Below are 24,310 nucleotides of genomic sequence, written 5' to 3' on the forward strand. Positions count from 1 at the left end.
CACCTCCTCCCCCCTTCCGTCAACTCCCTGTGGGGTAGATCGGGGTTGTGACCACGCGTGTCCCTGTCCATGTTCGCCACACCGAGAGGACGAAGAGCCTTCCCCGCCGACGTGGCCTCGAAAGTCAGCTTCCGGGTCTCCAGAAGATGGTCGAGGCCCAGAAGGACTGCGTACCCTCTCCGCCAGTGTCAAGCGTACCTTCGCGGCCACCGGCGACCTGAGGCTCGACGCGTCCGTTGCGCCGTACCTGGCGCGTGGGAACACGCCGAACCCTGGACTCTTCTCATGATGTCTGTACAGTTATACAGATACCATGTGCCCAGTGTCTCCTTGCCTGTGCCTGACCTGTCCGCCGGGCCTCGCCCCTGGCGCCGCTCCTCATCCTCACCCACCGCCGACTCGATGCCCGAGCATGCCCCATTCACGGCACACCGAGCTTCGCCTGCTCTGGCAAAGCCCGAAGAGCCTCACCCGCGTGGCCCGGCGGCCGACCGGGGAAAGGGCTTTCCCGGCCCTCAGGAGGGGAGCTTCCCCGTGAATTCAGCCTCCCCCGGCGCTCACGTCCCAGCGGCCCTGTGGCGACGCCTCCTGCCGCCCGTGCTTGCGGCTGCCCTCGCGGCAACCCTGGGTGCGGCGTTGCTCAACCCGGCGCGCCGCACGACCAGCGGCGGACCACTCGTCGGGAAGCCGGCCCCCGCCTTCGCCCTCCGGAGCCTGGACGGTGCGACGGTTCGTCTGGCGGACCTGCGCGGTCGGCCCGTCGTGTTGAATTTCTGGGCGTCGTGGTGCACGCCCTGCCGCGAGGAAGCGCCCCTGTTCCGTGAACTCAGCGCGCGGCAGGCGGGGGGGCAGGGCCTCGCCGTGATCGGCATCCTCTTCCAGGAGACCAAGGAACAAAACGCCCGCGACTTTATCCGCGAGTTCGCCCTCGCGTATCCCAGCCTGCGCGACCCTCAGTCCAAAACCGCGATCAACTACGGCGTGGGCGGGATTCCCGAGACCGTGTTCATCGACCGGCAGGGCGTCGTTCAACACGTGGACCGCGGCGGGCTGTCCCGCGAGCGCCTGAACGTCGGGCTGGAAAGAATCGGGGTGCGCGGGTTGTGAGGGGTGGTCTCCGAAGTCGTGGCGCAGGCTCGGCCCCTTCTCTTTCGGGCAGGAGAACGCTCCCGTGTCCTGGACAGCCTTCCTAAAGGGTGTCTCCGACCTGGCGCCGGGGCTGCTCGACGGCCTTGCCCCACCCGCCACGGCGGCAGATCTCCGGGCCCTGGTCGCGGCGCTGAACGGCCCGCTTCCCGAGGACGTCCATCAGGTGCTCGCCACGCACAACGGGCAGCGGGCCGGGCACCGCATCCTGTTCGGGCTGACCCTGATGAGTGCGCAGGACATCGCCCGCCACGCCCGGAGCGTCGCCCACGCGCTGGAACGCGAGGGGCCTGTTCCGGTGGAGGACCCGGACAGCCGCACGCAGGCGTACGAACCGAATCCGCACCACGTGCCGCTGTTCACGGACAACACCGGGAACTTCCTCGGCTTCGACCTGGCCCCGTCGGCGTCGGGCGTGTGGGGTCAGGTCGTCATCTTCGGACTGGACCTTCCGCGTCCCCGGGTGGTCGCCGACTCGTTCCACACGCTGTTCGAGGAGCTGAGCGCCGAACTCCGGCAGGGCAACTGCCTGATCAGGGAAGCAGGCGGGTACAGTTCCATGAGCTGGAAGCCGGGGGTCGGCTCGGCCCTGTCCGAGATCTTGCTGTAAGCGCGGGGAGGTGGGCTCGCCCGCTGGCCCTGCCGCAGGCGGATGAACGGAAACCCCACCCAGACGGTGCCGCCGTGATGGGTCTCCGGCCGAGCCTCCCGACCCTCTGCGCGTGTGGTCGTGACCTCCGCCTGCTCCGCCCATCCGTGTGACGCCTGACTCGCTCTGACCCTCCCAGCACCCGCCGAAGCGATGGGCCCGGCAGGTGAGCAGGAGCAGGGCCAGCAGCCCCAGGGCGGCCTACGAGCGTAGGGGCTCCTCGATTTGGAGATGGTCTTTCGCCTGAGGCATGCGGTGGATGTGGAGAGGACGCTGGAACGGGCTGGCCTAACCGAGTGGTTGGAAGCGGTAGCGCAGCAAGCGGTGGACCCTCCGCAACAGCGGGACACGGCGCAGCACCCGCCAGGCCGCCCGCTCCACCCTGGGCAACCGTGCGAACCCCGGCAGATCGAGCAGGCTGACGTCGTCGAGCAGGTGGAAGCCTGGCGGCCAGGTCTCCACCTCCCGGGGGTCCTCCAGCCCCCAGCGCAGGGTGGCGCCCGACGCGCGCAGGGCCGGGTGCCACCCTCCCAGGCGCACCCCCAGCCCACTGAGGGCGTCGCACACCAGCTCCCCTCCGGGGAACATCTCCCCCAGCCGCGTAAGCAGCGCGCGCACCTCAGGCTCCGGCAGGTACATCAGCAGTCCCTCCGCGACCACCAGCACCGGCCCTTCCCGCGGCACCTCCCGCAGCCACCCTCCCTCCGTCACCGAGGCGGCGATCATCCGGTAGCCCGGTCCCTCGTGCCGGGGGTAGACGGCCCGGCGCAGCGCGATCACCTCCGGCAGGTCGAGGTCGAACCAGCGCGCGCCGGGAGGAACCGGCACCCGGTCCACCCGCCCGTCCAGCCCGCACCCCAGGTGCAGCACGGTGGCCGCCGGAGACCGGGCGAGGAAGGCCGCCGTCCACCCGTCCAGTGCCCGGGCGCGCAGCGCCAGCCCGAAGGCGTCGCCGCGCAGGGCGGGCCGGGCCGGGACCGCCCGCCCCAGACGACGCAGCACCTGGGCGGCCGTCTCGTCGCGCAGGATCGGGTCGGGCCACGTGTTCTGGCTCGCCTTGGCGACGAGCGGGATCAGCAGGGTCGCCTGCTCCGGGGTGAGTTGGCCTGGCCCGCTCACGCTCCGCCCGCCCGGCCACCGCTCCGCCGGACCCCGCTCAGCACCAGGCGACTCGCGGGACGCGCCGGGTAGCGCGTGAGGCTCACCCGCAGGTCCTGCGGCGGCACCGTGTAGGTCAGCTCCTCGGTCAGGAAGCGCAGCGCCCCCTGCATCAACTCGATGGTGATCCACTCACCCGCGCAGCGGTGCCCCTGGGCGTGGTCCCCACCGCCCTGCGGGATGAAGTTGTACGCGCTGCCGTTCCAGTCCCGGAAGCGCCCCGGGCGGAACCGCTCGGGGTCCCCCCACAGCCGCCGGTCGTGGTTGGTGCCGTACAGGTCGAGCAGGGCCCGCCGTCCCCGCTTGAAGGGCTGCCCCCGCCACTCGAAGTCCCGCCGGACCTTGGCCACCGCAAAGGGGAAGAAGGGATAAAACCGCCGCACTTCCTGCACGAAGTGCTCCCCGGCCCCCTGGCCGCTGAGCAGGTCGCGCCTGGCCTCCGGGGACTCGTGCAGCGCCAGGGCGGTGAAGGTGACGTACAAGGCGACCGCCACCGTGGGTCGCAGGACATTCAGCACCTCCACGGCGGCGGTGTGCTCGTCCAGCAGCTCTCCCGCCGGGTCCCGGTGCAGCGCGATCACACGCAGGGCACTCGCCTTGTCCGGGTCGAGGTCACCCGCGCGCACCTGACGGATCAGGCCTCCGGCCCAGCGTTCCGCCCGCGCCCGCCCCAGGCGGCCGCGCCAGTGCCGGGGTCCCACCGCGCCCGCGCTATCGATCATGGCCGCGAAGTCCGCCGTGCGCAGGGGCACCTCCGCCGGCGTGAGCGGCACGCCCGCCCAGCGGCACACGGCGCGGCAGAGCAGTTCCTGCACCTCGTCCAGCAGCACCACCCGGTCCTGCATCTCCCACTTCACGGCGGCCGCGTGCCACTGCGCGGTGGTCAGCCTCGCCAGGTCGCGCAACCTGTCCGGGGTCATCAGGGACATGAACATCCCCTTGCGCGCCCGGTGGGCCTCGCCGTCCAGGCCCTGCACGCCGCCCTGCCCGAAGAGGGTCTTCTGTGCCCGGGGCGGGGCGGCCCCGCGCCGCTCGAAGCGCTCCGGGTCGTAGAACACCCGGGCGGCCTCCTCGCCGTGCAGGCACAGGACGGGCAGCCCCAGCAGGCGGGTCTCGAAGACGTCGGTGTGATCTCGCTCGCTGCGGTGGAGGAGAAACGCGTACCCCTCGCGCAGCAGGGCCAAGGTGCTGTCTGTGGGATGGCTTCTGGCCGCGGACATGGTGGGACCTCCTGGCGGTGAGGAACGGTGGGCCTGAACCTCAGGCCGTGGACGAGGACTGGGCCGGGGAGCGCATGCTTCGCAGCAGCAGCAACAGCACGCCGCTCACCACCCAGACGTCGGCGAGGTTGAAGACTGGAAAGTCACCCTGCCCGAGCACGCGGGTCACCGTCGAGAGGGTGTGCGACGACAGCGTGTCCACGACCTTGCCCAGCCGCCACCCGTCGAGCGAGTTGCTGAGCGCCCCCCCGGCAATCAGGGTCAGGGCCACACCCGTCAGGGGCGGAACGGTGCGGCGGGCGAGGTACACGAGCAGGCCTACGCCCACCACCAGGCGCAGTGCGGCGAGCGGGAGCGCCGCCCCGGCGAAGAGGCTCCACGCCGCGCCCGTGTTGTAGATGAGGCCCAGGCTCAGGACGCCGGGAACCACCTCACGGAACTCGCCGAGCGTGAATTCCCGCACCGCCCACACCTTGAGCGCCTGATCGAGCAGGATGCACAGCAGGACGCCGACTAGGGAGACCGCCCGGGGAAGGGTTCCCCACGTCCGCCTCAGCGCCACAGCGCCCACCCCAGGATGGCGAGGCCCGCGAGCACGCGGTACACCGCGAAGCCCCGGAAGTTGTGCCGGGAGACGTAGCGCAGCAGCCAGCTCACCGCGAGCAGCGCCGTCACAAAGGACACGACCAGCCCCACCGTGAGAGGGCCGAGTTGCGCCGCGCCCAGGGCGTCGCGTCCCTTCAGCAGGGCGTACAGCGTCGCCAGGCCCAGGGTCGGGATCGACAGGTAGAACGAGAACGCGGTCGCGGTGGGTCGGTCCAACCCGGTCAGCAGGCCCCCGATGATGCTCGACGCGCTGCGCGAGACGCCGGGCACCAGGGCGAGGCACTGGGCGCAGCCCACGACGAGGGCTTGGCGCCGACTCACCTGGGTCAGGCCCCTCGTCGTGGCCGATACAGGCCGCCCTTCGATCACCCACAACACGATCCCGCCGATGATCAGGGAGATCGCCACCGTGACCGGCGAGAAGAGGTAGCGCGTGATCAGGTCACTGAACAGGAAGCCCAGGATGGCCGCCGGGAGGAAGGCCAGGGCGATGCCCAGCCACAACCGGCGGGCGTCCTGGCTGACCGGCAGGGCGCGCGCCTGGCCGAGCAGGTCGCGCCAGTAGTACACGACGACGGCCAGCACCGCCCCGGCCTGGATGACGATCTCGAAGGTGCCGCCGGAGTCTCGGAACTTCAGCAGGTCGGCGGCGACGATCAGGTGGCCGGTGGAGGACACCGGCAGAAACTCGGTGATGCCCTCGACGAGGCCGAGGAGGGCCGCGGAGATGGAGGTGTTCAAGAGCGGGGTCCTTGGGAAGCAGGGGGGGGACGGGAAACCCCGGGGGGAGCGTCCTCACATGGCTTTGGCGTGCTCCAGCACGTCCGCGATCAGCCGCGTGACGTGGTCGTTCGCCAGTCGGTAGTAGGCGATGCGGCCCACCTTCCGGAAGGTCACCAGGCCCAGCGCGCGCAGGTGGCGGAGCTGGTGACTCATGGTGGACTCGTTGATGCCCGCGATCACCGCCAGGTCGCACACGCACAGTTCCTCCAGCGCGAGCGCGGAGAGGATGCGCAGCCGGGTGGGGTCGGAGACCACCTTGGTCAGGGTGGTCGCGCGCTCGATGAGGGCCTCGTCCGGCAGGCCCGCCTCCACGCGGGCCACGGCCTCGGGGTGCACGCAGTGGACTTCGCAGTCGGCGGCGCGGTCGGTCTTGACGTCGGGCGTGGTGGTGGTCATGCCCCATTGTCCCTCAGGGCGGCCTCCAGCAGGGGGCGCTGGTCCTCAAAGGTGCCGAAAAAGGCCTGCTCGCCGATCACGGTCACGGGAGCGACGCGGACGTTCGCCCGCGCCTGCATCTCCGCCAGCGCGGCCGGGTCCTCGCGGACGTTTTTCTCGAGGTAGATGACCCGCCGCGCCGTGAGAAAGCGCTTGACGGCCTCGCACGACGCGCAGTTGGGGACGGTGTAGACGGTGACGGGGAGTTGCATAGGAACCTCGCGAGCTCGGGTGGGTCCGGGCGACCTCGACCAGCCTTAAAGACTGTACAGACGTACAGCTATTCTGGTCGGAAAACCAGAGGAGTGCAACTCCTGAGCGTCTGGTGCCTCCAGGGCACCGCCACCCTCCCGGCGTCAGGTCCAGCCTGGGGGGATGGACGTCACCGGGCCGGCCAGAACAGCACCGTGCCGTCGTGCCCTCCGGCAGAAGCGAGCACCGTGCCGTCCCGACTGAACGCCAGGCCACGCACGGCGTCCCGGTGGGCGCGCGACAGCCACCGGAGGTCGCCCGTGGCGGCCTGCCACACCCGAACGGCGCCGTCCTCACCGCCGGCCGCCAGGGACCGGCCGTCTGGGGCGAAGGCGAGCGCCGTGACGGGCCCCAGGGCGCCGCGAAGGGTGCGGCGAGCCTCGCCGGTCGCCGTTGTCCACAGCTTCACGCTGCCGTCCGAGCTGCCCGACGCCAGCGTTCGGCCGTCCGGGCTCAGGGCCAGCGCGTTCACGTAGTCCGCGTGGCCGCGCAACACCCGGACTTCCCGGCGCGCGGCGACGTTCCACACCCGCACGGTCTTGTCGCGGCTGGCGCTCACGAGGGTCGCCCCGTCCGGGCTGAAGGTCACGGCCGTGACCACATCCGTGTGGCCCCGCAAGGTGGCGAGGAAGCGTCCGCTCGCCACGTCCCACAACTTCACGCTGTTCCCGGCCCCGGACAGGCCCGTGTTGTCCCCACCGCCCGTGGCGAGGAGGCGGCCATCCGGGCTGAAAGCCACCGAGGTGGCGGTGTACGCGCCCAGGTTCAGAACGCGCGTCTGCCGCCCCGTGGACACCTGCCACAGCCGGGCCCGGCCGTCCGCGCCCGCCGTGGCGAGCCACTGCCCGTTCGGGCTGAACGTCAACGCCGTGACCGCTGCGCCCTGGCGTACCTCCCGCGTGGGCTGGTGTTCTGAAAGGCGCCACAGCTTGATCACGCCGTCCCCGCCCCCGGTGGCGAACACCCCCCCGGCACCGAATTGAACGGCGGTGACGTTGGGGCTGACCGCGTTCAACGTCTGTGTCGGCGTGGGCATGGCCGCGGCCTGCGTCTGCACGGTCACGCTGGGAGTGGCGGTGGTCGAAGACACCGTGGACGCACCACACAGCAGCGCGGCCAGGGTGAGGAATCGCGGGTTGGTCATGGGTGCTCCTGGTCGAGATCGAAAAGACGACCTCCCGGGCGGGACGGGCCGCGCCGGGAGCTGAGGTGGACCCGCCGCGCTTGAGGGTGCGCCGGGCCGCTGACGCCGCGCTTACTTGGGCCTGACGAGCGTGATGGTGCCCTTCACGTTGGGATCGGCCTCGCTGAGCTGCGCCACGTACAGGTTGCCGTTCGAGCGGTCCTCGGTGAGGTTGAGCGGGCTGGGGTTGAAGTTGGTGAGGCCTTCGATATTCGTCTGCATCGACCCCACGATGCTGCCCCCCGGGCCGCTGGGGTCAAGGGCCACGATGTCCTTGCCCGCGCTGTACCGCACCACCAGCAGCCGGCCGTCGAGCGCGGAGCCGGGGCGGGTGTACTCGATCACGCCGTTGGCCGAGGTGTGTTCCGGAAACACGAAGGCGGGGAGGCGGTAGTTGGGGTCAGGTTGGACGCCCACCGGGTAGTCGGGCACCTCGACGGCGTCCGTGCCGCCCGTGGGGTTGCCACCGTCGAGGGTGTACTCGCAGCGCGCCGGGTTGGGGTGGCCGTAGTACCCGCCCCGGTCAATGCGGAACAGGAAGTCGGGTTCCGTCCAGTTCAGGCCGGTGACGGCCGGCGCGGCCGGCAGGGCGGTGCGTCCGTCCGCGCGGTTCGCACACGCGGCCGGCAGGGGGCTGGGCGTGGCGGGGGTGTTCCCGCCCGCCGCCGAGCCGTTGGCGGGAATGTACAGTTGGCCGTTGCCGTGCCACACCAGGGAGTACCCGTTGCGGATGCCCGTCGCGTGGAGGGTGAGCGGCGCGCCGCTGGCATACGGGTTGTACGTGCCGCCTTCCTCGGTCTGCACGTTCAGCGGTGGGCCCGCGAGGTTGAGTTTGGAGAGGTCGAGGCGCAGCAGCGCGGCGCTCAGCAGGCGCTCCGGGCGGTTGTCCCAGGCGGGGTCGGGCGCGCCCGAGGCGTTGTTGGCACCCTGCACGAAGTACAGGACGTTCGGCTCCTTGGGGTTGAAGGAGACGTTATTGGTCATGTGGTCTTTGGTGGAGCGCGGCAGGCCGATCACGACGTCCCGGACGGTCTCCAGGTTGGGGCCGCTCAGGCGGGTGATTTTGCCCGTCCAGTCGGGCACCTGCTTGGTGAAGTCGTAGTAGTAGTTGTTGCTGATCCACAGCACCAGGTTGTCGGCGGTGGAGGCGGGATCGAACTTCAGCCCGATGATGCTGCGGTTGCCCTGCTGGGCTTGCAGGGCCGTGAGGGACTGCGGCGCGCCGAGGGTGCCGTCGGCATTGATGGCAAAGCGCAGGATCTCGCCGGTGAGCGTCGCGGCGTACAGCTTGTGGTCCGGGCCGATCTCCAGGGCCGTGTAGTACCGGGCGGGCACGCTGGCGAGCGTGACCTTGGTGAACACGCTGGGGCCGGTGACGGCGGCGGCGCCGGTCGTGAAGCTGGAGGTGAACGTCTGGAAGCCTACGCCGTTGAGGTCCTTCAGCGCTCCCGTGACCTCGAACCGGTATTTCGTGTTGGCCTTGAGGGGCGCGTTGGGGTGCAGCACGATGACGTCCCCGCCGCCCGACGTGTTGGTCGTGGCGGGCACAGCGGTGTTGGTGCTGGCCTCGAGGAGGCGCACCGCGCTCGACGTCACCGTCCGGGGGTCGATGCCGTTGCCGCCGCCCGGCGCGCTGAGCAGTTGGACGTCCGCCGTGACGGACGTGGTCGTGTCGACGCCCGTCGCGCCGTCGCGCGGGTTGACGGCGCGCACCGACGGCGAGGCTGGCCCTGGGGGGGGCGTGGTCGTGCAGGCGGCGAGGGCAATGGTCAGCAGGACACCGGGCCAGGTGCGGTGCGTGGGATGGACGCGCGGGCGAAGTGAGGTCATCAGGGGTACAGGTCCTTTCGTGTGGCGGGATGATCGAGGTCAGTATGGCGCGCTTCCGTCTTCGCGGGCGCGAAAGTTTCATGTCCCGCTCAGGGAGGTTGGAAGGGCCGGAGGCGGGTCCGTGATGTGGGACCAGGTGCTCTTGGTCCGGCCCCAGCGCCCTGGCCCCTCGGCCGGAGGGCGGTCACCGGTCGTGAGACGGCGCTGTTTTCTCGACGTGGACGGCTCGGTACGTCGGCAGGAAGCGCTTGACGCCCGTTCAAGACGGATCGTCGGGCGAGGTGTGGCCCGTGACGCTCTTCATGCCGGACCTCCACACCCGCCGAGCAGCACGCCCAGGAGGCCGCTCTCGTCCCGAACGAACGCTCCGGGCCGATCAGCACCGGCCCGCTCCCGTCACGGCGGATGGTGCGCGCGACCCCCGGCACCCGGGCGAGGTGCGCCCGTCAGGCCACACCCGGCAAAGCGGGCGAAGACCACCCGCGCGATCAGAAGCGACCGGGTGAGCGGGGTGTTCGTCAACAAAGGAGTGTCGAGGCTGAAGTTGCCGTTGCCGACCGTCATCGCGAGCGTCCGGGGAGCCAGGAGACCGTTGCCCGGCCTCCCGGTGTTCAGGGCGCCGTCGTCGTCGGAGCGCCGCAACGTGAGCAAGCCCGAGAGGATGGGCAACCGTAGCAGGAAGCCCAAATCGTGCTTCGGCACCACCAGGGTCCCCAACGTCCTGGGCGGGCTGACCGTGCTCCACCGCGCTGTGCCGGGGACGCAGACTGCCGCTGAGCGACCCCAAGTCCACCGTGAGCCACACAAGGTCGCTGATCTGGGCGGTGACGAAAGCGCGGGAACGTCGTGACGACGGGGGACGGAACGGTCAAGCCCGTTCCTGCCGCCGGTTCACGATGTGGATGGCCTGGCCGTGCGCGTTCATGGCCGCCTCCATCAGGCTCTCCGGCAGGGTGGGGTGCGGGTGGATGGTGAGTGCGAGGTCCTCGGCCCGACCCACCAACTCGATGGCCGCCGTCGCCTCGCTGATCAGGTCGCTCGCATCCGGCCCGACGATGCTGACGCCCAGCAGGTGGTCCGTCGTCGCGTCGGCGATCACCTTGACGAAGCCCTCCGTCTCCCCGAGGGCCATCGCCCGCCCCGACGCGCTGAAGGGAAACTTCCCGACGCGGATGTCCAGCCCCTGCGCGCGGGCCTCGTCCTCGGTCAGGCCACTCACCGCGACCTCGGGGTCGGTGAAAAACGCGCTGGGCAGGGCGCGCCAGTCGCGCCTGCTCGGCCGCCCGGCGATCACCTCGGCGGCGATCTCGCCCTCCTTGCTGGCCTTGTGCGCCAGGTACGGTGTGCCGCTCACGTCCCCGATGGCGTAGATGCCGGGCACATTGGTCTGCATCCGGTCGTCGGTCAGGATGTGGCCTTTCGGGCTGAGGTGCACGCCCAGTTCCTCCAGGCCGAAGCCGGCCGAGTTCGGGCGGAAGCCGACGGCCACCATCACCCGGTCCGCCTCGATCTCGCGCCGCGTGCCGCCCTGCTCGACCGTCACGACGGCGAGGTTCCCGCGCCGTTCGCACCCCAGGGCCTTGGTGGAGGTCAGCACCTCCCCGCCGCGCCGCTTGAAGTTCGCCTCGATCAGGCGCACCGCCTCGGGGTCCACGCCCGCGAGCAGCCGGTCCGCCAGTTCCACCACCGTGACCCGGCTGCCGAGCTTCTGGTAGAGCATCCCGATCTCCATGCCGATCACGCCGCCCCCCAGGATGAACAGGTGCCCCGGTGCGGCTTGCAGTTCGACCGCTTCCCGGGCGGACAGCACGACCTCGCCGTCGTGCTCGAAACCGGGAATGCGCACGGTGCTCGCGCCGGTGGAGACGACGATGCCCCGGCGGGCCGCGAAGGTGTCCTCGCCATCTGCGGTGGTGGCGGTGATGAGCGTGGGGCTCACGAAGCGTGCCTCGCCCATCACAACGTCCACCCCGTTGCTCTTCAGGAGGCTCGCGACGCCGCCGGTGAGCTGCTTGACCACCCCTGCCTTGAACTGCTGCATCTGCGGCACGTCCACGCGGACCTCGGGGGCGATGACGCCCATTCGGCCCGCGTGCCGAACGCTGTCCGCGAGCTTGGCGGTGGAGATCAGCGCCTTGGTGGGAATGCAGCCCCAGTTCAGGCACACCCCGCCCAGGTACTCCCGCTCCACGCACAGGGTCTTGAGGCCGAGTTGCGCGGCGCGGATGGCGGCGACGTACCCGCCGGGTCCCCCGCCGATCACGATGGCGTCGTAGGTCGTGGATAGCGTCATGGAGTTTCCTTCCTGCGGTGTAACCGCACCCGCAGCTCACCCTTGGGGCGCAAGGTCAGGGACGGTTCAGGCACGACCTGGCCCGGGTCGAGCACTTCCAGGTGGTAGCGCTGGGTCAGCCTGGCGAGGACCAGGACCGCCTCCATCAGGGCGAAAGTGTTCCCGATGCACAGCCTTGGCCCCCCGCCGAAGGGGAAGTAGGCGTACCGTGGCAGGCCCGCCTCGAACTCCGGCGTCCAGCGCTCGGGCTGGAACGCCAGCGGCTCCGGGTAGAACGCCGCCTCGCGGTGCATCACCCACGGGCTGAGGCCCACCTCCGACCCTGCCGGGACCCGCACGTCGTCGCACACCCAATCCGCCAGGGGTTCACGGGAGACCCACCACACCGGCGGGTACAGCCGCAGCGCCTCCTTGACGACCTGCTGGGTGTAGACGAGCCGGGGGAAGTCCGCCGCGCCTGGGGTGTGGCCTCCCAGCACGGAGGCGAGTTCGGCGTGCAGCTTCCCTTCGACCTCGGGGTGCTCGCTCAGCAGGAAGAGCGCCCACGCCAGGGTGTTCGCGGTCGTCTCGTGGCCCGCCAGGAACAGCGTGATGAGTTCGTCGCGCAGTTGCGCGTCCGTCATGCCCGAGCCGTCCTCGTCGCGGGCGGCGAGGAACATCGACAGCAGGTCGCCGCGGTCGGCCCCCTCCGCCCGGCGTTCGGCCACCAGCGCGAGCATCAGGGCGTCGAGTTCCCGCACGGCGGCATGTAGGCGTGCTTCACCCGGCACCGGCAGCCTCACCGGCAGGCGCTCCATCAGGGCGCGCACGGCGCTCGTCATCTGCCGCCCGTACTCGTCGAGCATGGTGGTGACCGCGTGCCCGACCTGCCCCGCGCGCGGGTCGCCGTGCAGGTCCACGTCGAACACCGTCTGGGCGATAATCTCCATCGTCAGGCGTGACATGGCTTCGGTGAGATCCAGTTCCTGCCCGCCCTGCCAGCCCCAGAGCATTCGGTCGGTGAAGCGCACCATCGTCTCGCCGTACTCGGCGATGCGGGCGCGGTGGAAAGCGGGCTGGGCGAGGCGGCGCTGGCGCAACCAGAAGTTCCCCTCGCTGGTGACCAGGCCGTTGCCCAGCACCAGCCGCATGATCGGGTGGCGCTGGTAGCCCTTCTGGAAGGTGCGGCCGGTGTGGACGAGGACTTCCTCGACGTGCTCCGGGTGGGTGACGATATAGGTGTCCCGCTCGGCCTCGACGCGGACCTTGACCCCGCAGCCGTACTCGCGGGTCACGCGCTCCAGAAAGCCCAGGGGGTCACGGCCGAAGTCGAGCAAGTTGCCGAGGACGGGCAAGGGTCGGGGACCAGCCGTAGGGCTCATCTCGTCTCCTTTCAGCCGGGCCGGAAGCGCAGCAGGCGCAGGGCATTGGCGGTGACGAGCACGGTGGCGCCGGTGTCGGAGAGGATGGCGGGCCACAAGCCGGTGATCCCGAGCAGCGTGGTGACCAGGAAGATGGCCTTGAGGCCCAGGGCGAAGGTGACGTTCTGGCGGATGTTCTGCATGGTCGCGCGGGAGAGCTGCACCAGCTCCGCGACCCCGGTGACCGAGGAGCGCAGCAAGGCGGCGTCGGCGGTCTCCAGGGCCACGTCGGTGCCGCCCCCCATCGCGATGCCCACGTCCGACTGGGCCAGTGCAGGGGCGTCGTTGATGCCGTCCCCGACCATCGCCACCTTGCCGGAGGCCTTGAGGGCCGCGATCCGCCCGAGCTTGTCCTCGGGCAGCAACTCCGCTTCCACGTCCAGGCCCAGGTCACGCGCGATGGCGTTGCCCGTGCGGGCGTTGTCGCCAGTGAGCATGAGGGAACGGACGCCAAGACCTCCCAGCCGGGCCACCGCCTCCCGCGCGTCCGCTCGCGGCTCATCGCGAATGGCAATCAAGCCCAGCGGCCCGTGCCCGTTCAGCAGCACCACGACCGTCTTGCCCTGCTCCTCCAGCGCCTCGACTCGCGCCTGCACCTCGGGGGTGAGGCCGGTGCGCTCCTGCACGTACCGGGGTGACCCGACCGCCAGGTCCTCGCCGTCCACGACGGCGGTGACCGCCTTGCCGGGAATGGCCTTGGCCGCCTGGGGGGCTGGCACGTTCAATCCCCGTGCGCGCTCCACGATGGCCTTGGCGAGCGGGTGGGCGGAGCCCGTCTCCACCGCGGCGGCGAGGCGCAGCACGCTCGCCTCGTCCCCGAACAGCGGGATCACGTCGGTGACCTGCGGCTTGTTCTCGGTCAGCGTCCCGGTCTTGTCAAAGGCGATGGTCCGCACGCTGCCGATGGTCTCCAGGGCCGCGCCGCCCTTGATCAGGAGGCCACGCCGGGCTCCAGCGGAGATTCCGCTGGTGACGGCGGCAGGGACGCTCAGCACCAAGGCACAGGGGCAGGCGATCAGGAGCAGGGCCACGCCCTTGTAGATCCACGTGTGCCAGGGCTGACCGAACAGCAGCGGCGGGAGGACGGCGACCAGCAGGGCCACGAGCATCGCCGCCGGGGTGTACCAGCGGGAAAAGCGGTCGATAAAGCGCGCGGTGGGCGCCTTGGAGGCCTCCGCCTCCTCGACCAGGTGGATGATCCGCGCGATGGTGTTGTCGGAAGCCCCTCTCTCCACCCGCACAGTGAGGACCCCATCGGTGTTGATGCTTCCGGCGTACACGGTGTCCCCCACGCTCTTGTGAACGGGAACGCTCTCGCCCGTCACGGGGGAGTCGTCGAGGTTGGAGTCGCCCTGGGTGATGGTCCCGTCGGCGGGCACCCGCCCGCCCGGCTGCACGCGCACGGACTGCCCAACCTGAAGCGCCTCGACGGGGACCTCGCGGGTCTGCGTCCCTTCCAGCAGCAGGGCCGTCTTGGGCGCGAGCGCCGCGAGCGCGCGAATGCCGGCCCGGGCGCGTCCGGCCGCGATCCCTTCCAGCAGCTCGCCGATGGCGAACAGGAACACGACCAGGGACCCCTCGGCGGCTTCCCCGATGGCGACCGCGCCGATGGCCGCCACGCTGATCAGGGTGTTGATGGTGAAGGGTTCCCCGAGGCGGGCGCTGGCGAGAGCTTTGAGCAGCAGCGGCCACACGCCGATCAGGGTGGCGGCGGCGTAGGCCCAGAAAGCGAACCCCGGCGCGACCAGGCTGAACAGCAGCGCCAGGACCAGCAGCCCACCAGTCAGCAGGACGTTCCGGCCCTTCCCTGTCCGGTACCAGGGGAGCTCGGCCCGGGCCGGGCGGGGCGGGACCGGTGCGGCCACGTTCGTCCCGGCGTTGGCCTCGCCCTGCAATTCCGGTGGGTACCCGATGGAGCGCAGGGTCTGTTCAAGTTGCGCCCTCGGCGTCCGGGTCTCGTCCAGCGTCAGGCTGAGCGTCTGGGTGGTGAAGTTGACCTTCGGCTCGCCGACCCCCGGCAGTCGGGTGACCACGCCCTGCACCTTGTTGGCGCAGTCGGCGCAATCCATGTTGTTCACGAAGTAGCGCAGGGGCAGGCTGGGGGTGGCGGCCGGGGCGGCTTCCAGGGTGGGCGGGTAGCCCAGGGAGCGTAGCGTTTGTTCCAGGCGCTCGCGAGGCATCTGAGCCTCGTCCAGGGTGAGGCTCAGCGTCTGGGTGGTGAAGTTGACCTGGGGTGCCCCGACCCCGGGCAGCCGGGTCAGGGCGCTCTGCACCGTGCGGGCGCAGTCGGCACAGTCCATGCGCTCCACGAAGTAGCGCAGGGGCGTGCCTAGAGTGGAAGTGGACCTCGTCATGCCTTAAGATATCTGTATGGTTGTACAGATATCAAGCACGAGGGGACGCGTCTGAACGGCAAGGGGGTGGTCTGGGAAGGCAGCGGGCCGCGCTCCTGGGACACCGTCCACACCCTACCCGCCGCGGCCATTCTCCTGTCCGCACTGCTGGGAACCGCGCTGGCGCTGACGGCCGTGCCGTACGGCTGGAGTACCCTCACTCCCTTGCCGCTCGCCGCGCTGCTGCTGTGGGCCTGTACCCCGACCGCTCCGCGTGCGGTCGCCGCCCGGCTGTTCTGGAGCTTGACCGCCTTTTTCAGCATCCACCTGCTGTTCTTACCGCTCAGTTTCGCGCAGCTCTTCGGGGTGGTGGGCGCCCTGCTCTTTCCCGCGCTGTTCGTGCTTGAAGGAACCTTCTACGCGCTGCTTGGGCTGTTGGTGGCCCGGCTCACGCCCGGTTTCCTGGGGCGGGTCTGGGGCCTGGCATTCGGGTGGGTGATCCTGGAGTGGCTGCGGCACCTGGGGCCGTTCGCCTTTCCCTGGGGCACGCTGGGGTACACCCTGCTCCCCACCCCGCTGATCCAGGTGGCCGACCTCGGCGGCGTCCTGCTCGCCAGCCTGCTGGTCACGTCCATGGCGGCGGCGCTCGCCAGCCTGGCCCGGCGGGAGGCCCGGCCACTGGCGCTGGTGCTGCCCGTCTGGGGCCTGGCGCTGGCCTACGGGTTAACGCGGCCCGAGCCCTCGCCGCCCACCCACCGGGCGCTGCTGGTGCAGGGCAACCTCAACCCGCTGGACAAGGTGGCGGGCACGGCTGATCCGCTGCCGGTCTATGCCCGTCTCAGCGGAGCCGCCGCTGGAACAGTCGCCGTCTGGCCGGAAACCGCCATCTCGGACCGCGACCTGGGCCGTCTGCCCGATCAGCCCCTGCTGATCGGCGTCGCCCGCCCGGCTCAGAACCGGGTCGAGGCGTGGGACGGCGGCCTGGTGGGCGCCTACGACAAACGGCGGCGGGTGCCGTTCGCCGAGCATTTCCCGCTGCGTGCCCCCCTGGCGCCGCTGTACGGGTGGGTCTTCCGGGCGCTGGGCGTGCCCGACCTGACCGGTTTGCTGCCGGGTCGCCTCGACCGGCCGCTGACCCTGGGCGGCGTAGTGTACGGGGCGTACGTGTGTTACGAGAGCGTCTTTCCCGAGATCGCCCGTGGCCTCGTGCGGAAAGGCGCGGGGGTGCTGGTGAATGTGTCCAACGACGGCTGGTTCAACGCGGGGAACGGGGTGGCGCAGCACTTCGCGCTGGGGCGGGTGCGGGCCATCGAGACACGCCGGTACCTGCTGCGCGCGGGCAACATCGGCGTGACGGCAGTGATCGACCCCCGCGGCCGGGTGACGCAGGCGCTGCCGATCCGCCGCGAGGGGGCGCTCCAGGCCCGCTTCGCCGTGGAGGAAGGACAGACGTGGTACGTCCGGTTGGGGGACTGGCCGGTGGGGGTGTTGGCCCTAGGCCTCCTGGGGCTCGTGTTTGCCCGGCGGGGGGTGAAGCGGACGCCCGGCTGATTTCAATGGCTGAGTTTGCCCTCGATTACCCACTGGACACCGCATCACCCTCCCCCGACACCTTGCCACCACCAAATGTACCCGATGCACGCTTGAACAGAAGGGCTCCCCGAGCGCAGTGCGCTTCACTTTGTCACTGGTGCAGGGAGTTCAATTGGGACTGACATCGCCTCCCCTTCGGCGGTTGGTATGGAAACAGGTGAATTCCAATGAGCGACAACAACAAAGACGACGAAGCACACCACCTCGACGCCAGCCAGGCGGCCGACCGCCGGATCCTGTGGCTGGTGCTGCTGATCAACCTCGGCCAATGCCTGGCCGGCGTTGCGGTCGGCCTCTGGGCATCGTCCACCGCAGTGATCGGGGCGGCCCTCGACAACCTGGCCGATGCGTCGGTGTACGGGGTCAGCCTCTACGCGGTCGGCCGCACGGCAGGCATCAAGGTGCGCGCCGCCCGCCTGTCCGGGTGGCTCTTGATCGGCCTGGCGATAACGCTGTTCGTGGAGGTGCTGCGCCGGTTCTTCGGCGGCGAGGCGCCGGTGGGCCCGGCGATGATGGCGATGGCGGCCGTCAACGCGGCGTTGAACCTCGTCTGCCTGCGGCTGCTCAGGCGCCACCGAGGCGAGGACGTCAATTTCAAGGCGTCGGCCATCTTCACCAGCAACGACTCGCTGGTGAACCTGGCGATTGTGCTGTCCGGCGCGCTGGTGCTGTGGTTGGGCTCGAACCTGCCGGACCTGATCCTCGGCCTGGTGGTGTCGGCGATTGCGGCCAAGGGTGGCCGGGAGATCCTCGCCGAAGCGGCCGAGGCCGACGAAAAGGCCCACTCTGAGGCCGCTTGACTCCGTTCACGCTTCGAGGTAGGCCATCCCGGCAAGGGGAGTGGTAACACGCCATCACCCCTGACGGGGGATCGTGGGTGGGGCACCTTGGGGGTGCTTGAACAGGCAGACCTGGGACGTCCGGCTGGGCGACTGGCGGGTGGGGGCGCGGCCCTGGGCCTGCTTGGGGGCGTGTGGGTCCGCCGAAGTCCGCGCAGCAGAGGCGTCTCCCGGAAGTGACGGTGTGCGGGCAGGCTGCCCCCGCGTGGTGGAGGAAGTGACCTCACCCAGGGGAGACGGCCGCCCAGCCGGACGTGCTCGCCCGTTCGGGGCCAGCGGGATGCTCCCTGACGTTCAATTGATGAGCCGGCCCTCGATCAGCCACCACCCCTGGGTCGCGCCCGGGCCGAGACTGCGCAGGACCCGGGAGTCGTTCCCCGCCGGGTCATCCACGGTGTCCCCGGCCTGGGGTGAGGGACCCGAGTCGTCCAGCACCACTTCCACCGTGGTCACCGGCTGGAGGTCTTCCGCGCCTTCTGTCATGGCATCCACCTGACTGGAGACTGCGGCGGGGACCACCAGGGAACAGCGCTGAGGTGGGAGCGGTCACGCGGGTGGGTGGGTGGGGCCGACGGCCGCCCGGGAAGTTCCCACCCCACGCAGCAGCGCCGTGCCCAGCCCCAGGTACGCGAGGCTCAGCACGGGGGCCAGGAACGGTTCGAGGTCGGCCAGACCGAGTGGCTTGGTGGCGATCACCACGCCCGCGAGCACCGCCGTCACCAGAAACCAGGTCCCCAGGGCGGCGCTCCGGCGCAGGCGCAGCAACAGGCCCCCACTCAGCGCCAACCACACGCCCAGGAGCAGGTCCGACCCCAGCCGCAGGTGGAGGGCCAGGTCCCCGACCATCCGCCCCACCACCTCCACCGCGTCCCGCGTCCCCCCGGAGGCCTGCACGTAGCCCTGCGCCAGGACGGGCGACGCGGCGGCGAGCACGAGCGGGGCGGCCAGCCCGAAGACCACGCCCCCCAGCCCGGCCACGGCCGCGACACGGGACACACCTCTGGCCCCAGGTCGCAGCCGGTCGTGCAGCGCCAGCGGTGCAGGAAGCAGGGCCAGGCTGGAGAGCAGGGTCAGCCACCACAGGCCGGTGTAGGCGCGGGCGTGCTCCGCCACCCAGGGCAGCAGCCGCCCCTGATCGTCGAACATCTCGACGTCCAGCCCGGCCTGGGCCAGGGCGCCATACACATAGACGAGGGACAGCAGGAACAGTGCTCCGGCCAGCAGGGCACCGCAGCCGCCCAGTCGGGTGAGCGCTTGATCTTGATGATCTTGAAGCGTGGACAAGGGAGAACTCCTGTTGAGGGGTCGAGGCAGGGCGTCGGTGGACGGCCGGATGGGGACGGCATCCCACCGGCCAGCCGGAACAGCGATGTCCCACGGCCGACCTGGACGGCGGTGGAGTCCACACGCCTCTCCCGGCCCACGGCATGAAGGCGTGCGGGGGCAGGCCCGGGGGACGGCGGAACCCATCCGGCCCCACGCTAGCTGTCCACCTCTACAGGGATCAAGAGAAAGGCCGTCCCTTTGGACGTGAGGTGTGACGCGGGAGCCGCACAGGGCATCATGCTCAGGAGTGACGAACGGCGCTGCGCCTGCCTGCCGTGACGGGCCGGACCTGGACGGTGCACCGGGGGACACGCTGTCCCTGATCGCGCAGCGGGGCGGTACGACCCTGGGGGCCCTGCTGTGCGCCAACCGGGGCCTGAACCCCCGCCTGCCGTCCAGGTGGGGCAGCGCCTCACGCTGCCCGCGCCCCCCTCGGTCCGCGCCGCCACCAGCGCGGTCGTCCGCCCGGCTTCCCTCAGGGTGAACGCCGCGCTGCCCGTCCGGGGGCGGGTCACCACGCCCTACCAGGCCGCCCCCCCGGGCCTTGACCTCGCCGCCCCCGCCGGGACGCCCATTCGCGCCGCGCTGCCCGGCACGGTCGTGGAGTCGCGCTTCGACGGCCGGAGCGGGTGGGGCTGGACGGTCGTGCTCGACCACGGGGGCGGCGTCAGAACCCGGTACAGCCACAACAGCGTCAACCTCGTCCGGGTGGGCGCGCGTGGGGGCGGGGGAGGTGATCGCGCGGGTCGGCAGCACCGGCCGGAGCACCGGGGCCCACGTCGATTACCGCCTGTACCGACAGGGTCAGGCGGTCAACCCCTCCGCCATGCAGTGAGGCCGGGCGGCGGCCTGGCCCCCGTCAGCGGGGTGCCCCGGGGGCCGCGCCGCAGGCCCGGGGAGCGCCGTCAGCCACCGCTGCCGCCCGCCGCGGCCCTCAGAGCAGCCCTTGCAGGGACCGCAGCAGGTCGTCCTCGTCCAGGCGGCCCCGGCGCACGTCCCGGATGACCCCGTCCCGGCCGATAAAGACGGTCGTGGGGATAGGCAGGGCGTGGTACCGGCGCGCGATGGCCTGTCCCGGGTCGAGCCCTGCGAGCGTGCTGAACGTGAACCCCGCGTCATACCGCCGCAACTCGTCCAGCGTGGCCCGCCCGTGCAGGCTGACGACCACCAGGCCGTGGGTGGCGTACTCCAGTTGGTAGTGGCGCAGCAGGCGGTCGTTGTCCCGGCAGACGGCGCACCCCACGTCCCCGAACTGCACGATCACCACCTCGCCCCGCAACTCGGCCAGGCTCACCCGCTCCCCGCCCAGGTCCGTGAAGGTGAAGTTCGGGGCGGAGCGCCTCACGGCCCCCGTCCCACCCCCCGCCTGGGCGGACGGGGGCGCGGTGAGGCTGACCAGGGCCAGCAGAACGAGCGCACGCTTCATGGGGTCCTCCTGGGGGTTCCCCCAGCATAGCCCGTCTCCCAGCGCGGGCAGGGCGTCCCCACAGGCCGGGTCCTTCAGGGCCGGGGGGCCATCACGTACGCCATCCCGCCGGCGTGGCCCAACCACAGCCGCTCGAAGACCGCCCGGGGGTAGGTCCGCTTCACCGTCGCGTCGCTGGGCGCCGCCGGGTCGTTCACCACCGGGTTGCCCCGCGCGTCAAACCCCGTGAGGACCATCAGGTGCCCGTCGGACCAGGAGAGCGGTGCGCCGGGCAGCTCGCCCGCCCGGAAGCGCACGCTGACCGCCAGGGGCAGGCCCTGGCTCAGGTAGGCCTCCGCGTCCCGCAGGCTGCCCAGCCGGGTGACGAACGCCTGAAGGCCATGCGTCGCCGCGTACGCCGTGTTGAACGGCCAGTTCCCGAAGCCGTCGTAGGTCGCGTCGAACGTGGCCCTCGCGGCGTCGGGCACCCGCACCGGGCGGTCCCAGAACCCCAGCAGCATGCTCACGCTCGTCGGGCTGCACCATACCGGCCCCCCGCCCGGATAGACCATCTGGGAGAGCCCCGGCACCCCCAGCACCCGGTTCCAGGCCGCCGCCTGACCCGGCTGGCCCTGATCCCGGAAGCGCAGCGCCGTGTCGGAGGTGGTGAAGGACAGCAGCCCCACCCGCGTGCCCGCCCCGGGCGTCACCCGGTACTGGAAGGCGGTGGCGCGAAACGGCAGCGTCAGGGTGTCGGTGTTCACCGTGCCGTCCGGGGTGCGGGTGACCGGGGCGCTGGCCCGCGGGCCGGACGCCCGCCACTGGCCGAAACTGAAGTAGCGGGTCCAGCGTCCGTCCGGGCGACGCACCCGCACCTCGACCGTGAGGGGGCTAGTCGCGCTCCCGGTCGCGTTCCAGCTCGGGATCAGCTCGTTGAAGGGCGCCACGGTCACGGCCGCGCTCTCCAGGCGGCCCGCCTGAAGCGGCGGGAGGGCCTGCCAGGTCGCGGGAACGCCCGCCCGCGCCTGCGCGGCGCGGATGGCGGGCGAGGGTGTGCCGAAGCTGGTCTGCTGGGCGTAGGGGGCGGCGGCGGCCAGGCCGGAGAACAGCAGCCCGGGGAGAAGAGTCCAGGAGCACTTCACCCCGAGAGGCTAGCGGGCAGGACGGGCGGCTGGGTGAACGCCGAGCGGACGTGTGGTGCAATGCGTAGAGTGGGCCCATGCGCAGAAGGCTGCTGGTCCTGTTCACGGTCGCCCTGCACCTGACCGTCTTCCCCACGGCACAGGCCATCACGTACCGCTTCGCGGAGCTGGACTGGGGAATGCCCCGGGGAGAGGCCCACCAGCGCCTCACGCGTTCGGGGTGGCGTCTCGTGGGGCAGGGCGGCTACGGGGATGGCGTCTACCAGGGCACCAGCGAGGGGCACCCGGCGCGGGTCACCCTCAAGTACGACCTGCTGGGCCGCTTGGTGGCGGTGGACGCGCGGGTCAGGCCCGCCGAGGACCGCCTCCTGGGGACCTACCAGGCCGTCAAGGCGTCGCTCACGCGGCGGTACGGGCCGCCCGTCTACAGCCAGGTCTCCTTCCGCGAGCCGTACCGGGAAGGCGACGGCCGGGAACTGGACGCTTTGAAGCGCGACCACGCCCGGTACGACACGGTGTGGTTCGACGAGAACGAGCTGAACACGGCGGCGAGGAGCGGCGTGCAACTGGAGGTGGTGAGCACGCCCTTCTCGCGGCTGGAGATCCGGCAGTTCTACCTCAGCGACGACTGGACGGAGGAGTACCGGCGGAGGGCGGGCCCCTCGGAGGAGACCTTCTGAAGGGGCGCCTCCCCGGACGGGTTCACGAGGTCTATCTGTGACCGGCCCTGCACCCTGCTGACCAAGGGAGACAGGGCTCCCCCGGGTGGACGCCGGACCTGCCCGCCGCTGACCTGAAGGGCTGGACGCCGCCAGGGAGGGTCATTCAGCCCCCTCACGTCCGCCGACGCCCGTTCCCCCGGAGGGCCCGCTCCCGGTGTTCACCGCAGGGCCGGCGCCGTTCTTCCCGCCGAGCAGACGACCAGCCAACAGCGCTGCTCCCCGGTTGTCGATGTGGGCGCAGTCGTACCAGTCCTGCGCGTTGCTGCCGAAGCGCTCGGGGGAGGCGTAGTCGCGCACGGTCACGCCGGTGCGGCGGCCGAGGTCCTGTAGGGCGGCGCGGGTTTCTGCGAGCAGCCTCGTGTAGCGGGTCTGGCTGGCAAGCAGTTGGGTGGTGGCCGGGTGCAGCGGGGAAATCCAGATCTCCACCTGACCGCCGTCCTGTTGCACCTCGCGCACCAGAGCTTCCAAGTACCCCCAGCGTTGGGGCGACAGGGACCGCATCCCCCCGTAGATGCTGAGGTAACCGGGCAGGCAGGCGCTCACCTCCCGCGTCAGGTCGAACGTCCCGGCGGCCCGCTGCTGCTCGCGCCCGGGGTAGTGCAGGTAGCCGTTGGCCGTGAACTGCATGAAGGGCACCCGCGCCTCCGAGCGCGCCCGCGCCGCCACCACCCTGGCCGTATCCCTCAGGTAGTCGACGGTGAACATGTCCTTCACCCGGCTGACGTCGGCCGACACCCCCAGGAGCGCCGCGTTCCCCTGCCCCTGGGCGAGCATCCGGCGCAGCTCGGCGTTGTGGCGGAAGTTGGTGAAGTAGACGTTGTCGTTGTGCAGCGCCTCGACGTCGAGCCCCAGCATGACCCGCCGGATGGGCGCGCCCCGCGCCTTGGCCCAGCGGTAGATTGCCAGGTAATCCTCGGCCTTGGCCGCGTCCACCGTGAAGTTGAAAAAGCGCAGGCCGGTCTTCTCGCTGAAGACCTCCGGGTCGAGCTTCATGGTGCGGCTGGAGCCCAGGATCAGGCCCTGCACCGGGGCCTGGGCCTGAAAGGCTCGGAAGAGGGTCATCTTCTGGCGGCGGGCGTCCAGGGTGACGGTCGGAAAGCGGCCGACCCCGAACTGCCCCCGTGGGTCCACGTACCACAGCACCGCGCCCAGCACAGCCGCGAAGACGAGAATCCAGCCCAGCACCACCCTCAGAAAACGCATTCCTGCCCTGCCTCCAGGCCAGAACGCGCGAGCACCGGCGCCCCGGGTGTCCCAGCCGGGGACATCCTTCGCCCCCCCGAGGCCTTGCCATCAGGCGTACCGTGCCGTCCCCGTCCGTCTTGATCCCACGCCATCTCCACCTCTCTGAAGGCCCTCTTCCTTAAAACGGGAAACCGTTCCTGAAACAAATCCGTGTGGGTCCAGAAACTGCGGTCCCACAGACCCATGAGCCTGACGCGCTGCGGGATGACCCCAGACTGGAAGTTGATCCCCGACTCCTTGGCATGCGGATGAGGGTGGGCTCCGGTGCAGGTTCGGCCGTATCCAGGTCCACCCTTTCCCCATCTGAGCGCCAGAGGACGCCAACTCGGGACAGCATCCCGCCAATTCCATGATATATGAACATCTATGCAGCAGTCACACAGCAGGAGAGACGCCGAGGCGTGCCCCAGGGCGCTTCAACATCAGTAAAGCGCAACGTCAACGAACAGGGGCGCGCATACATCAGCGTTCACGCCTGCTGTTCCCAGGCGGCAGGTGGAAGTCCGCAGGCTCGACCCCACCCCACAGGGACTGGTCAGCCCGCGTTGGGGCTATCGCAGCGTCGATGAGTCTGGAGGTGCCCGGGTTTCCCGCGCCCGTTGTCCGGCAAGGAGACCCTCCCATCCTCCTGGACGCGCTCTTCCGGTACCTTGGCGTGTGTAGCCAGCCGAGCATGACCGCTTCACGCTGTTCGCGTTTGTACCTCAGCGAAGCTCACCCCACCGGCTGAGGACGTCGAGTCCGATCCAT

General features: G+C 70.7%; 22 protein-coding genes and 1 pseudogene. 6 read left to right on the forward strand and 17 right to left on the reverse strand.

Features of this window, described 5'->3' with window-relative positions; genetic code table 11:
• Positions 1-534 precede the first annotated feature (534 nt).
• Both A7B18_RS01365 and A7B18_RS01370 read left to right on the forward strand, forming a co-directional pair.
• Positions 535-1,107, forward strand: a complete 573-nt coding sequence (locus tag A7B18_RS01365) for a TlpA family protein disulfide reductase (protein ID WP_245872688.1) — start codon at positions 535-537, stop codon at positions 1,105-1,107.
• Between the two features lie 64 nt (positions 1,108-1,171).
• Positions 1,172-1,756, forward strand: coding sequence for an SMI1/KNR4 family protein (locus tag A7B18_RS01370; RefSeq protein ID WP_102124876.1), 585 nt, complete (start codon positions 1,172-1,174; stop codon positions 1,754-1,756).
• A 327-nt stretch (positions 1,757-2,083) separates the two neighbouring features.
• On the opposite strand, the gene A7B18_RS01375 is transcribed toward A7B18_RS01370, so the two are convergent.
• From A7B18_RS01375 to A7B18_RS01430, 12 genes are all read right to left on the reverse strand, one after another.
• Positions 2,084-2,914 carry a class I SAM-dependent methyltransferase gene (locus A7B18_RS01375; RefSeq protein ID WP_102124877.1) on the reverse strand — a complete coding sequence of 277 codons (831 nt, stop codon included), beginning with the start codon at positions 2,912-2,914 and terminating at the stop codon, positions 2,084-2,086.
• Positions 2,911-4,173: a cytochrome P450 gene (locus A7B18_RS01380; RefSeq protein WP_102124878.1), complete on the reverse strand. Its 1,263-nt coding sequence runs from the start codon at positions 4,171-4,173 to the stop codon at positions 2,911-2,913. The genes A7B18_RS01375 and A7B18_RS01380 overlap by 4 nt, the downstream gene beginning before the upstream one ends.
• A 40-nt stretch (positions 4,174-4,213) precedes the next feature.
• Positions 4,214-4,735, reverse strand: coding sequence for a signal peptidase II (lspA, locus tag A7B18_RS01385; protein WP_245872689.1), 522 nt, complete (start codon positions 4,733-4,735; stop codon positions 4,214-4,216).
• Positions 4,726-5,520 carry an undecaprenyl-diphosphate phosphatase gene (locus A7B18_RS01390; RefSeq protein WP_102124879.1) on the reverse strand — a complete coding sequence of 265 codons (795 nt, stop codon included), beginning with the start codon at positions 5,518-5,520 and terminating at the stop codon, positions 4,726-4,728. Before A7B18_RS01390 ends, lspA begins: the two co-directional genes overlap by 10 nt.
• Before the next feature lie 54 nt (positions 5,521-5,574).
• Positions 5,575-5,958, reverse strand: coding sequence for an ArsR/SmtB family transcription factor (locus A7B18_RS01395; RefSeq protein ID WP_102124880.1), 384 nt, complete (start codon positions 5,956-5,958; stop codon positions 5,575-5,577).
• Positions 5,955-6,209 (reverse strand): glutaredoxin family protein, encoded by a 255-nt coding sequence (locus tag A7B18_RS01400; RefSeq protein WP_102124881.1) that lies wholly within the window; start codon positions 6,207-6,209, stop codon positions 5,955-5,957. The genes A7B18_RS01395 and A7B18_RS01400 overlap by 4 nt, the downstream gene beginning before the upstream one ends.
• A gap of 170 nt (positions 6,210-6,379) precedes the next feature.
• Positions 6,380-7,393, reverse strand: a complete 1,014-nt coding sequence (locus A7B18_RS01405) for a WD40 repeat domain-containing protein (RefSeq protein ID WP_102124882.1) — start codon at positions 7,391-7,393, stop codon at positions 6,380-6,382.
• Positions 7,394-7,504: 111 nt separating this feature from the next.
• Positions 7,505-9,262 carry an Ig-like domain-containing domain gene (locus A7B18_RS01410; RefSeq protein WP_102124883.1) on the reverse strand — a complete coding sequence of 586 codons (1,758 nt, stop codon included), beginning with the start codon at positions 9,260-9,262 and terminating at the stop codon, positions 7,505-7,507.
• Positions 9,263-9,658: 396 nt separating this feature from the next.
• Positions 9,659-9,964: a hypothetical protein gene (locus A7B18_RS01415; protein ID WP_146009420.1), complete on the reverse strand. Its 306-nt coding sequence runs from the start codon at positions 9,962-9,964 to the stop codon at positions 9,659-9,661.
• A 166-nt stretch (positions 9,965-10,130) separates the two neighbouring features.
• Positions 10,131-11,555, reverse strand: a complete 1,425-nt coding sequence (gene lpdA, locus A7B18_RS01420) for a dihydrolipoyl dehydrogenase (protein ID WP_102124885.1) — start codon at positions 11,553-11,555, stop codon at positions 10,131-10,133.
• Complete coding sequence (locus A7B18_RS01425) at positions 11,552-12,916, reverse strand: cytochrome P450 (RefSeq protein ID WP_102124886.1); 1,365 nt, start codon at positions 12,914-12,916, stop codon at positions 11,552-11,554. The genes lpdA and A7B18_RS01425 overlap by 4 nt, the downstream gene beginning before the upstream one ends.
• 11 nt (positions 12,917-12,927) lie before the next feature.
• On the reverse strand, positions 12,928-15,309 hold the full coding sequence (locus tag A7B18_RS01430; protein ID WP_102124887.1) for a heavy metal translocating P-type ATPase: 2,382 nt from the start codon (positions 15,307-15,309) through the stop codon (positions 12,928-12,930).
• 159 nt (positions 15,310-15,468) lie between these two features.
• On the opposite strand from A7B18_RS01430, the gene lnt reads away from it, so the two are divergent.
• Together lnt and A7B18_RS01440 are read left to right on the forward strand one after the other, a co-directional pair.
• Complete coding sequence (lnt, locus tag A7B18_RS01435; RefSeq protein WP_281260133.1) at positions 15,469-16,839, forward strand: apolipoprotein N-acyltransferase; 1,371 nt, start codon at positions 15,469-15,471, stop codon at positions 16,837-16,839.
• Between the two features lie 209 nt (positions 16,840-17,048).
• Complete coding sequence (locus A7B18_RS01440; protein WP_102124888.1) at positions 17,049-17,681, forward strand: cation efflux transmembrane domain-containing protein; 633 nt, start codon at positions 17,049-17,051, stop codon at positions 17,679-17,681.
• A gap of 333 nt (positions 17,682-18,014) precedes the next feature.
• Here A7B18_RS01440 and A7B18_RS01445 read toward each other — a convergent pair whose 3' ends face one another.
• On the reverse strand, positions 18,015-18,203 hold the full coding sequence (locus tag A7B18_RS01445) for a hypothetical protein (RefSeq protein WP_102124889.1): 189 nt from the start codon (positions 18,201-18,203) through the stop codon (positions 18,015-18,017).
• 63 nt (positions 18,204-18,266) lie between these two features.
• Positions 18,267-19,004, reverse strand: coding sequence for a DUF4386 family protein (locus tag A7B18_RS01450; protein WP_180969969.1), 738 nt, complete (start codon positions 19,002-19,004; stop codon positions 18,267-18,269).
• Between the two features lie 642 nt (positions 19,005-19,646).
• On the opposite strand from A7B18_RS01450, the pseudogene A7B18_RS22375 reads away from it, so the two are divergent.
• A pseudogene (locus tag A7B18_RS22375) lies at positions 19,647-19,881 on the forward strand (M23 family metallopeptidase).
• 99 nt (positions 19,882-19,980) lie between these two features.
• On the opposite strand, the gene A7B18_RS01460 reads toward A7B18_RS22375, so the two are convergent.
• Complete coding sequence (locus tag A7B18_RS01460; RefSeq protein WP_102124891.1) at positions 19,981-20,472, reverse strand: TlpA family protein disulfide reductase; 492 nt, start codon at positions 20,470-20,472, stop codon at positions 19,981-19,983.
• Between the two features lie 74 nt (positions 20,473-20,546).
• Positions 20,547-21,593 carry a peptidase C39 family protein gene (locus tag A7B18_RS01465; protein WP_102124892.1) on the reverse strand — a complete coding sequence of 349 codons (1,047 nt, stop codon included), beginning with the start codon at positions 21,591-21,593 and terminating at the stop codon, positions 20,547-20,549.
• A gap of 77 nt (positions 21,594-21,670) precedes the next feature.
• On the opposite strand from A7B18_RS01465, the gene A7B18_RS01470 reads away from it, so the two are divergent.
• Entirely contained in the window at positions 21,671-22,273 is a 603-nt protein-coding gene (locus A7B18_RS01470) for a hypothetical protein (protein WP_102124893.1), read from the forward strand.
• A 141-nt stretch (positions 22,274-22,414) separates the two neighbouring features.
• On the opposite strand, the gene A7B18_RS01475 is transcribed toward A7B18_RS01470, so the two are convergent.
• Positions 22,415-23,518 carry an SGNH/GDSL hydrolase family protein gene (locus A7B18_RS01475; RefSeq protein ID WP_102124894.1) on the reverse strand — a complete coding sequence of 368 codons (1,104 nt, stop codon included), beginning with the start codon at positions 23,516-23,518 and terminating at the stop codon, positions 22,415-22,417.
• Positions 23,519-24,310 lie beyond the last annotated feature (792 nt).

The sequence above is a fragment of the Deinococcus planocerae genome, assembly GCF_002869765.1.
Lineage (GTDB): Bacteria > Deinococcota > Deinococci > Deinococcales > Deinococcaceae > Deinococcus > Deinococcus planocerae.

What these genes read in the sequence shown, in the direction of transcription:
- A7B18_RS01380 (WP_102124878.1), bottom strand. Translation starts at nt 4,173, where the DNA reads ATGTCCGCGGCCAGAAGCCATCCCACAGACAGCACCTTGGCCCTGCTG.
- A7B18_RS01410 (WP_102124883.1), bottom strand. Translation starts at nt 9,262, where the DNA reads ATGACCTCACTTCGCCCGCGCGTCCATCCCACGCACCGCACCTGGCCC.
- A7B18_RS01425 (WP_102124886.1), bottom strand. Translation starts at nt 12,916, where the DNA reads ATGAGCCCTACGGCTGGTCCCCGACCCTTGCCCGTCCTCGGCAACTTG.
- A7B18_RS01445 (WP_102124889.1), bottom strand. Translation starts at nt 18,203, where the DNA reads ATGACAGAAGGCGCGGAAGACCTCCAGCCGGTGACCACGGTGGAAGTG.
- A7B18_RS01460 (WP_102124891.1), bottom strand. Translation starts at nt 20,472, where the DNA reads ATGAAGCGTGCGCTCGTTCTGCTGGCCCTGGTCAGCCTCACCGCGCCC.
- A7B18_RS01440 (WP_102124888.1), top strand. Translation starts at nt 17,049, where the DNA reads ATGAGCGACAACAACAAAGACGACGAAGCACACCACCTCGACGCCAGC.
- A7B18_RS01470 (WP_102124893.1), top strand. Translation starts at nt 21,671, where the DNA reads ATGCGCAGAAGGCTGCTGGTCCTGTTCACGGTCGCCCTGCACCTGACC.
- lpdA (WP_102124885.1), bottom strand. Translation starts at nt 11,555, where the DNA reads ATGACGCTATCCACGACCTACGACGCCATCGTGATCGGCGGGGGACCC.
- A7B18_RS01475 (WP_102124894.1), bottom strand. Translation starts at nt 23,518, where the DNA reads ATGCGTTTTCTGAGGGTGGTGCTGGGCTGGATTCTCGTCTTCGCGGCT.
- A7B18_RS01405 (WP_102124882.1), bottom strand. Translation starts at nt 7,393, where the DNA reads ATGACCAACCCGCGATTCCTCACCCTGGCCGCGCTGCTGTGTGGTGCG.
- A7B18_RS01430 (WP_102124887.1), bottom strand. Translation starts at nt 15,309, where the DNA reads ATGACGAGGTCCACTTCCACTCTAGGCACGCCCCTGCGCTACTTCGTG.
- A7B18_RS01395 (WP_102124880.1), bottom strand. Translation starts at nt 5,958, where the DNA reads ATGACCACCACCACGCCCGACGTCAAGACCGACCGCGCCGCCGACTGC.
- A7B18_RS01400 (WP_102124881.1), bottom strand. Translation starts at nt 6,209, where the DNA reads ATGCAACTCCCCGTCACCGTCTACACCGTCCCCAACTGCGCGTCGTGC.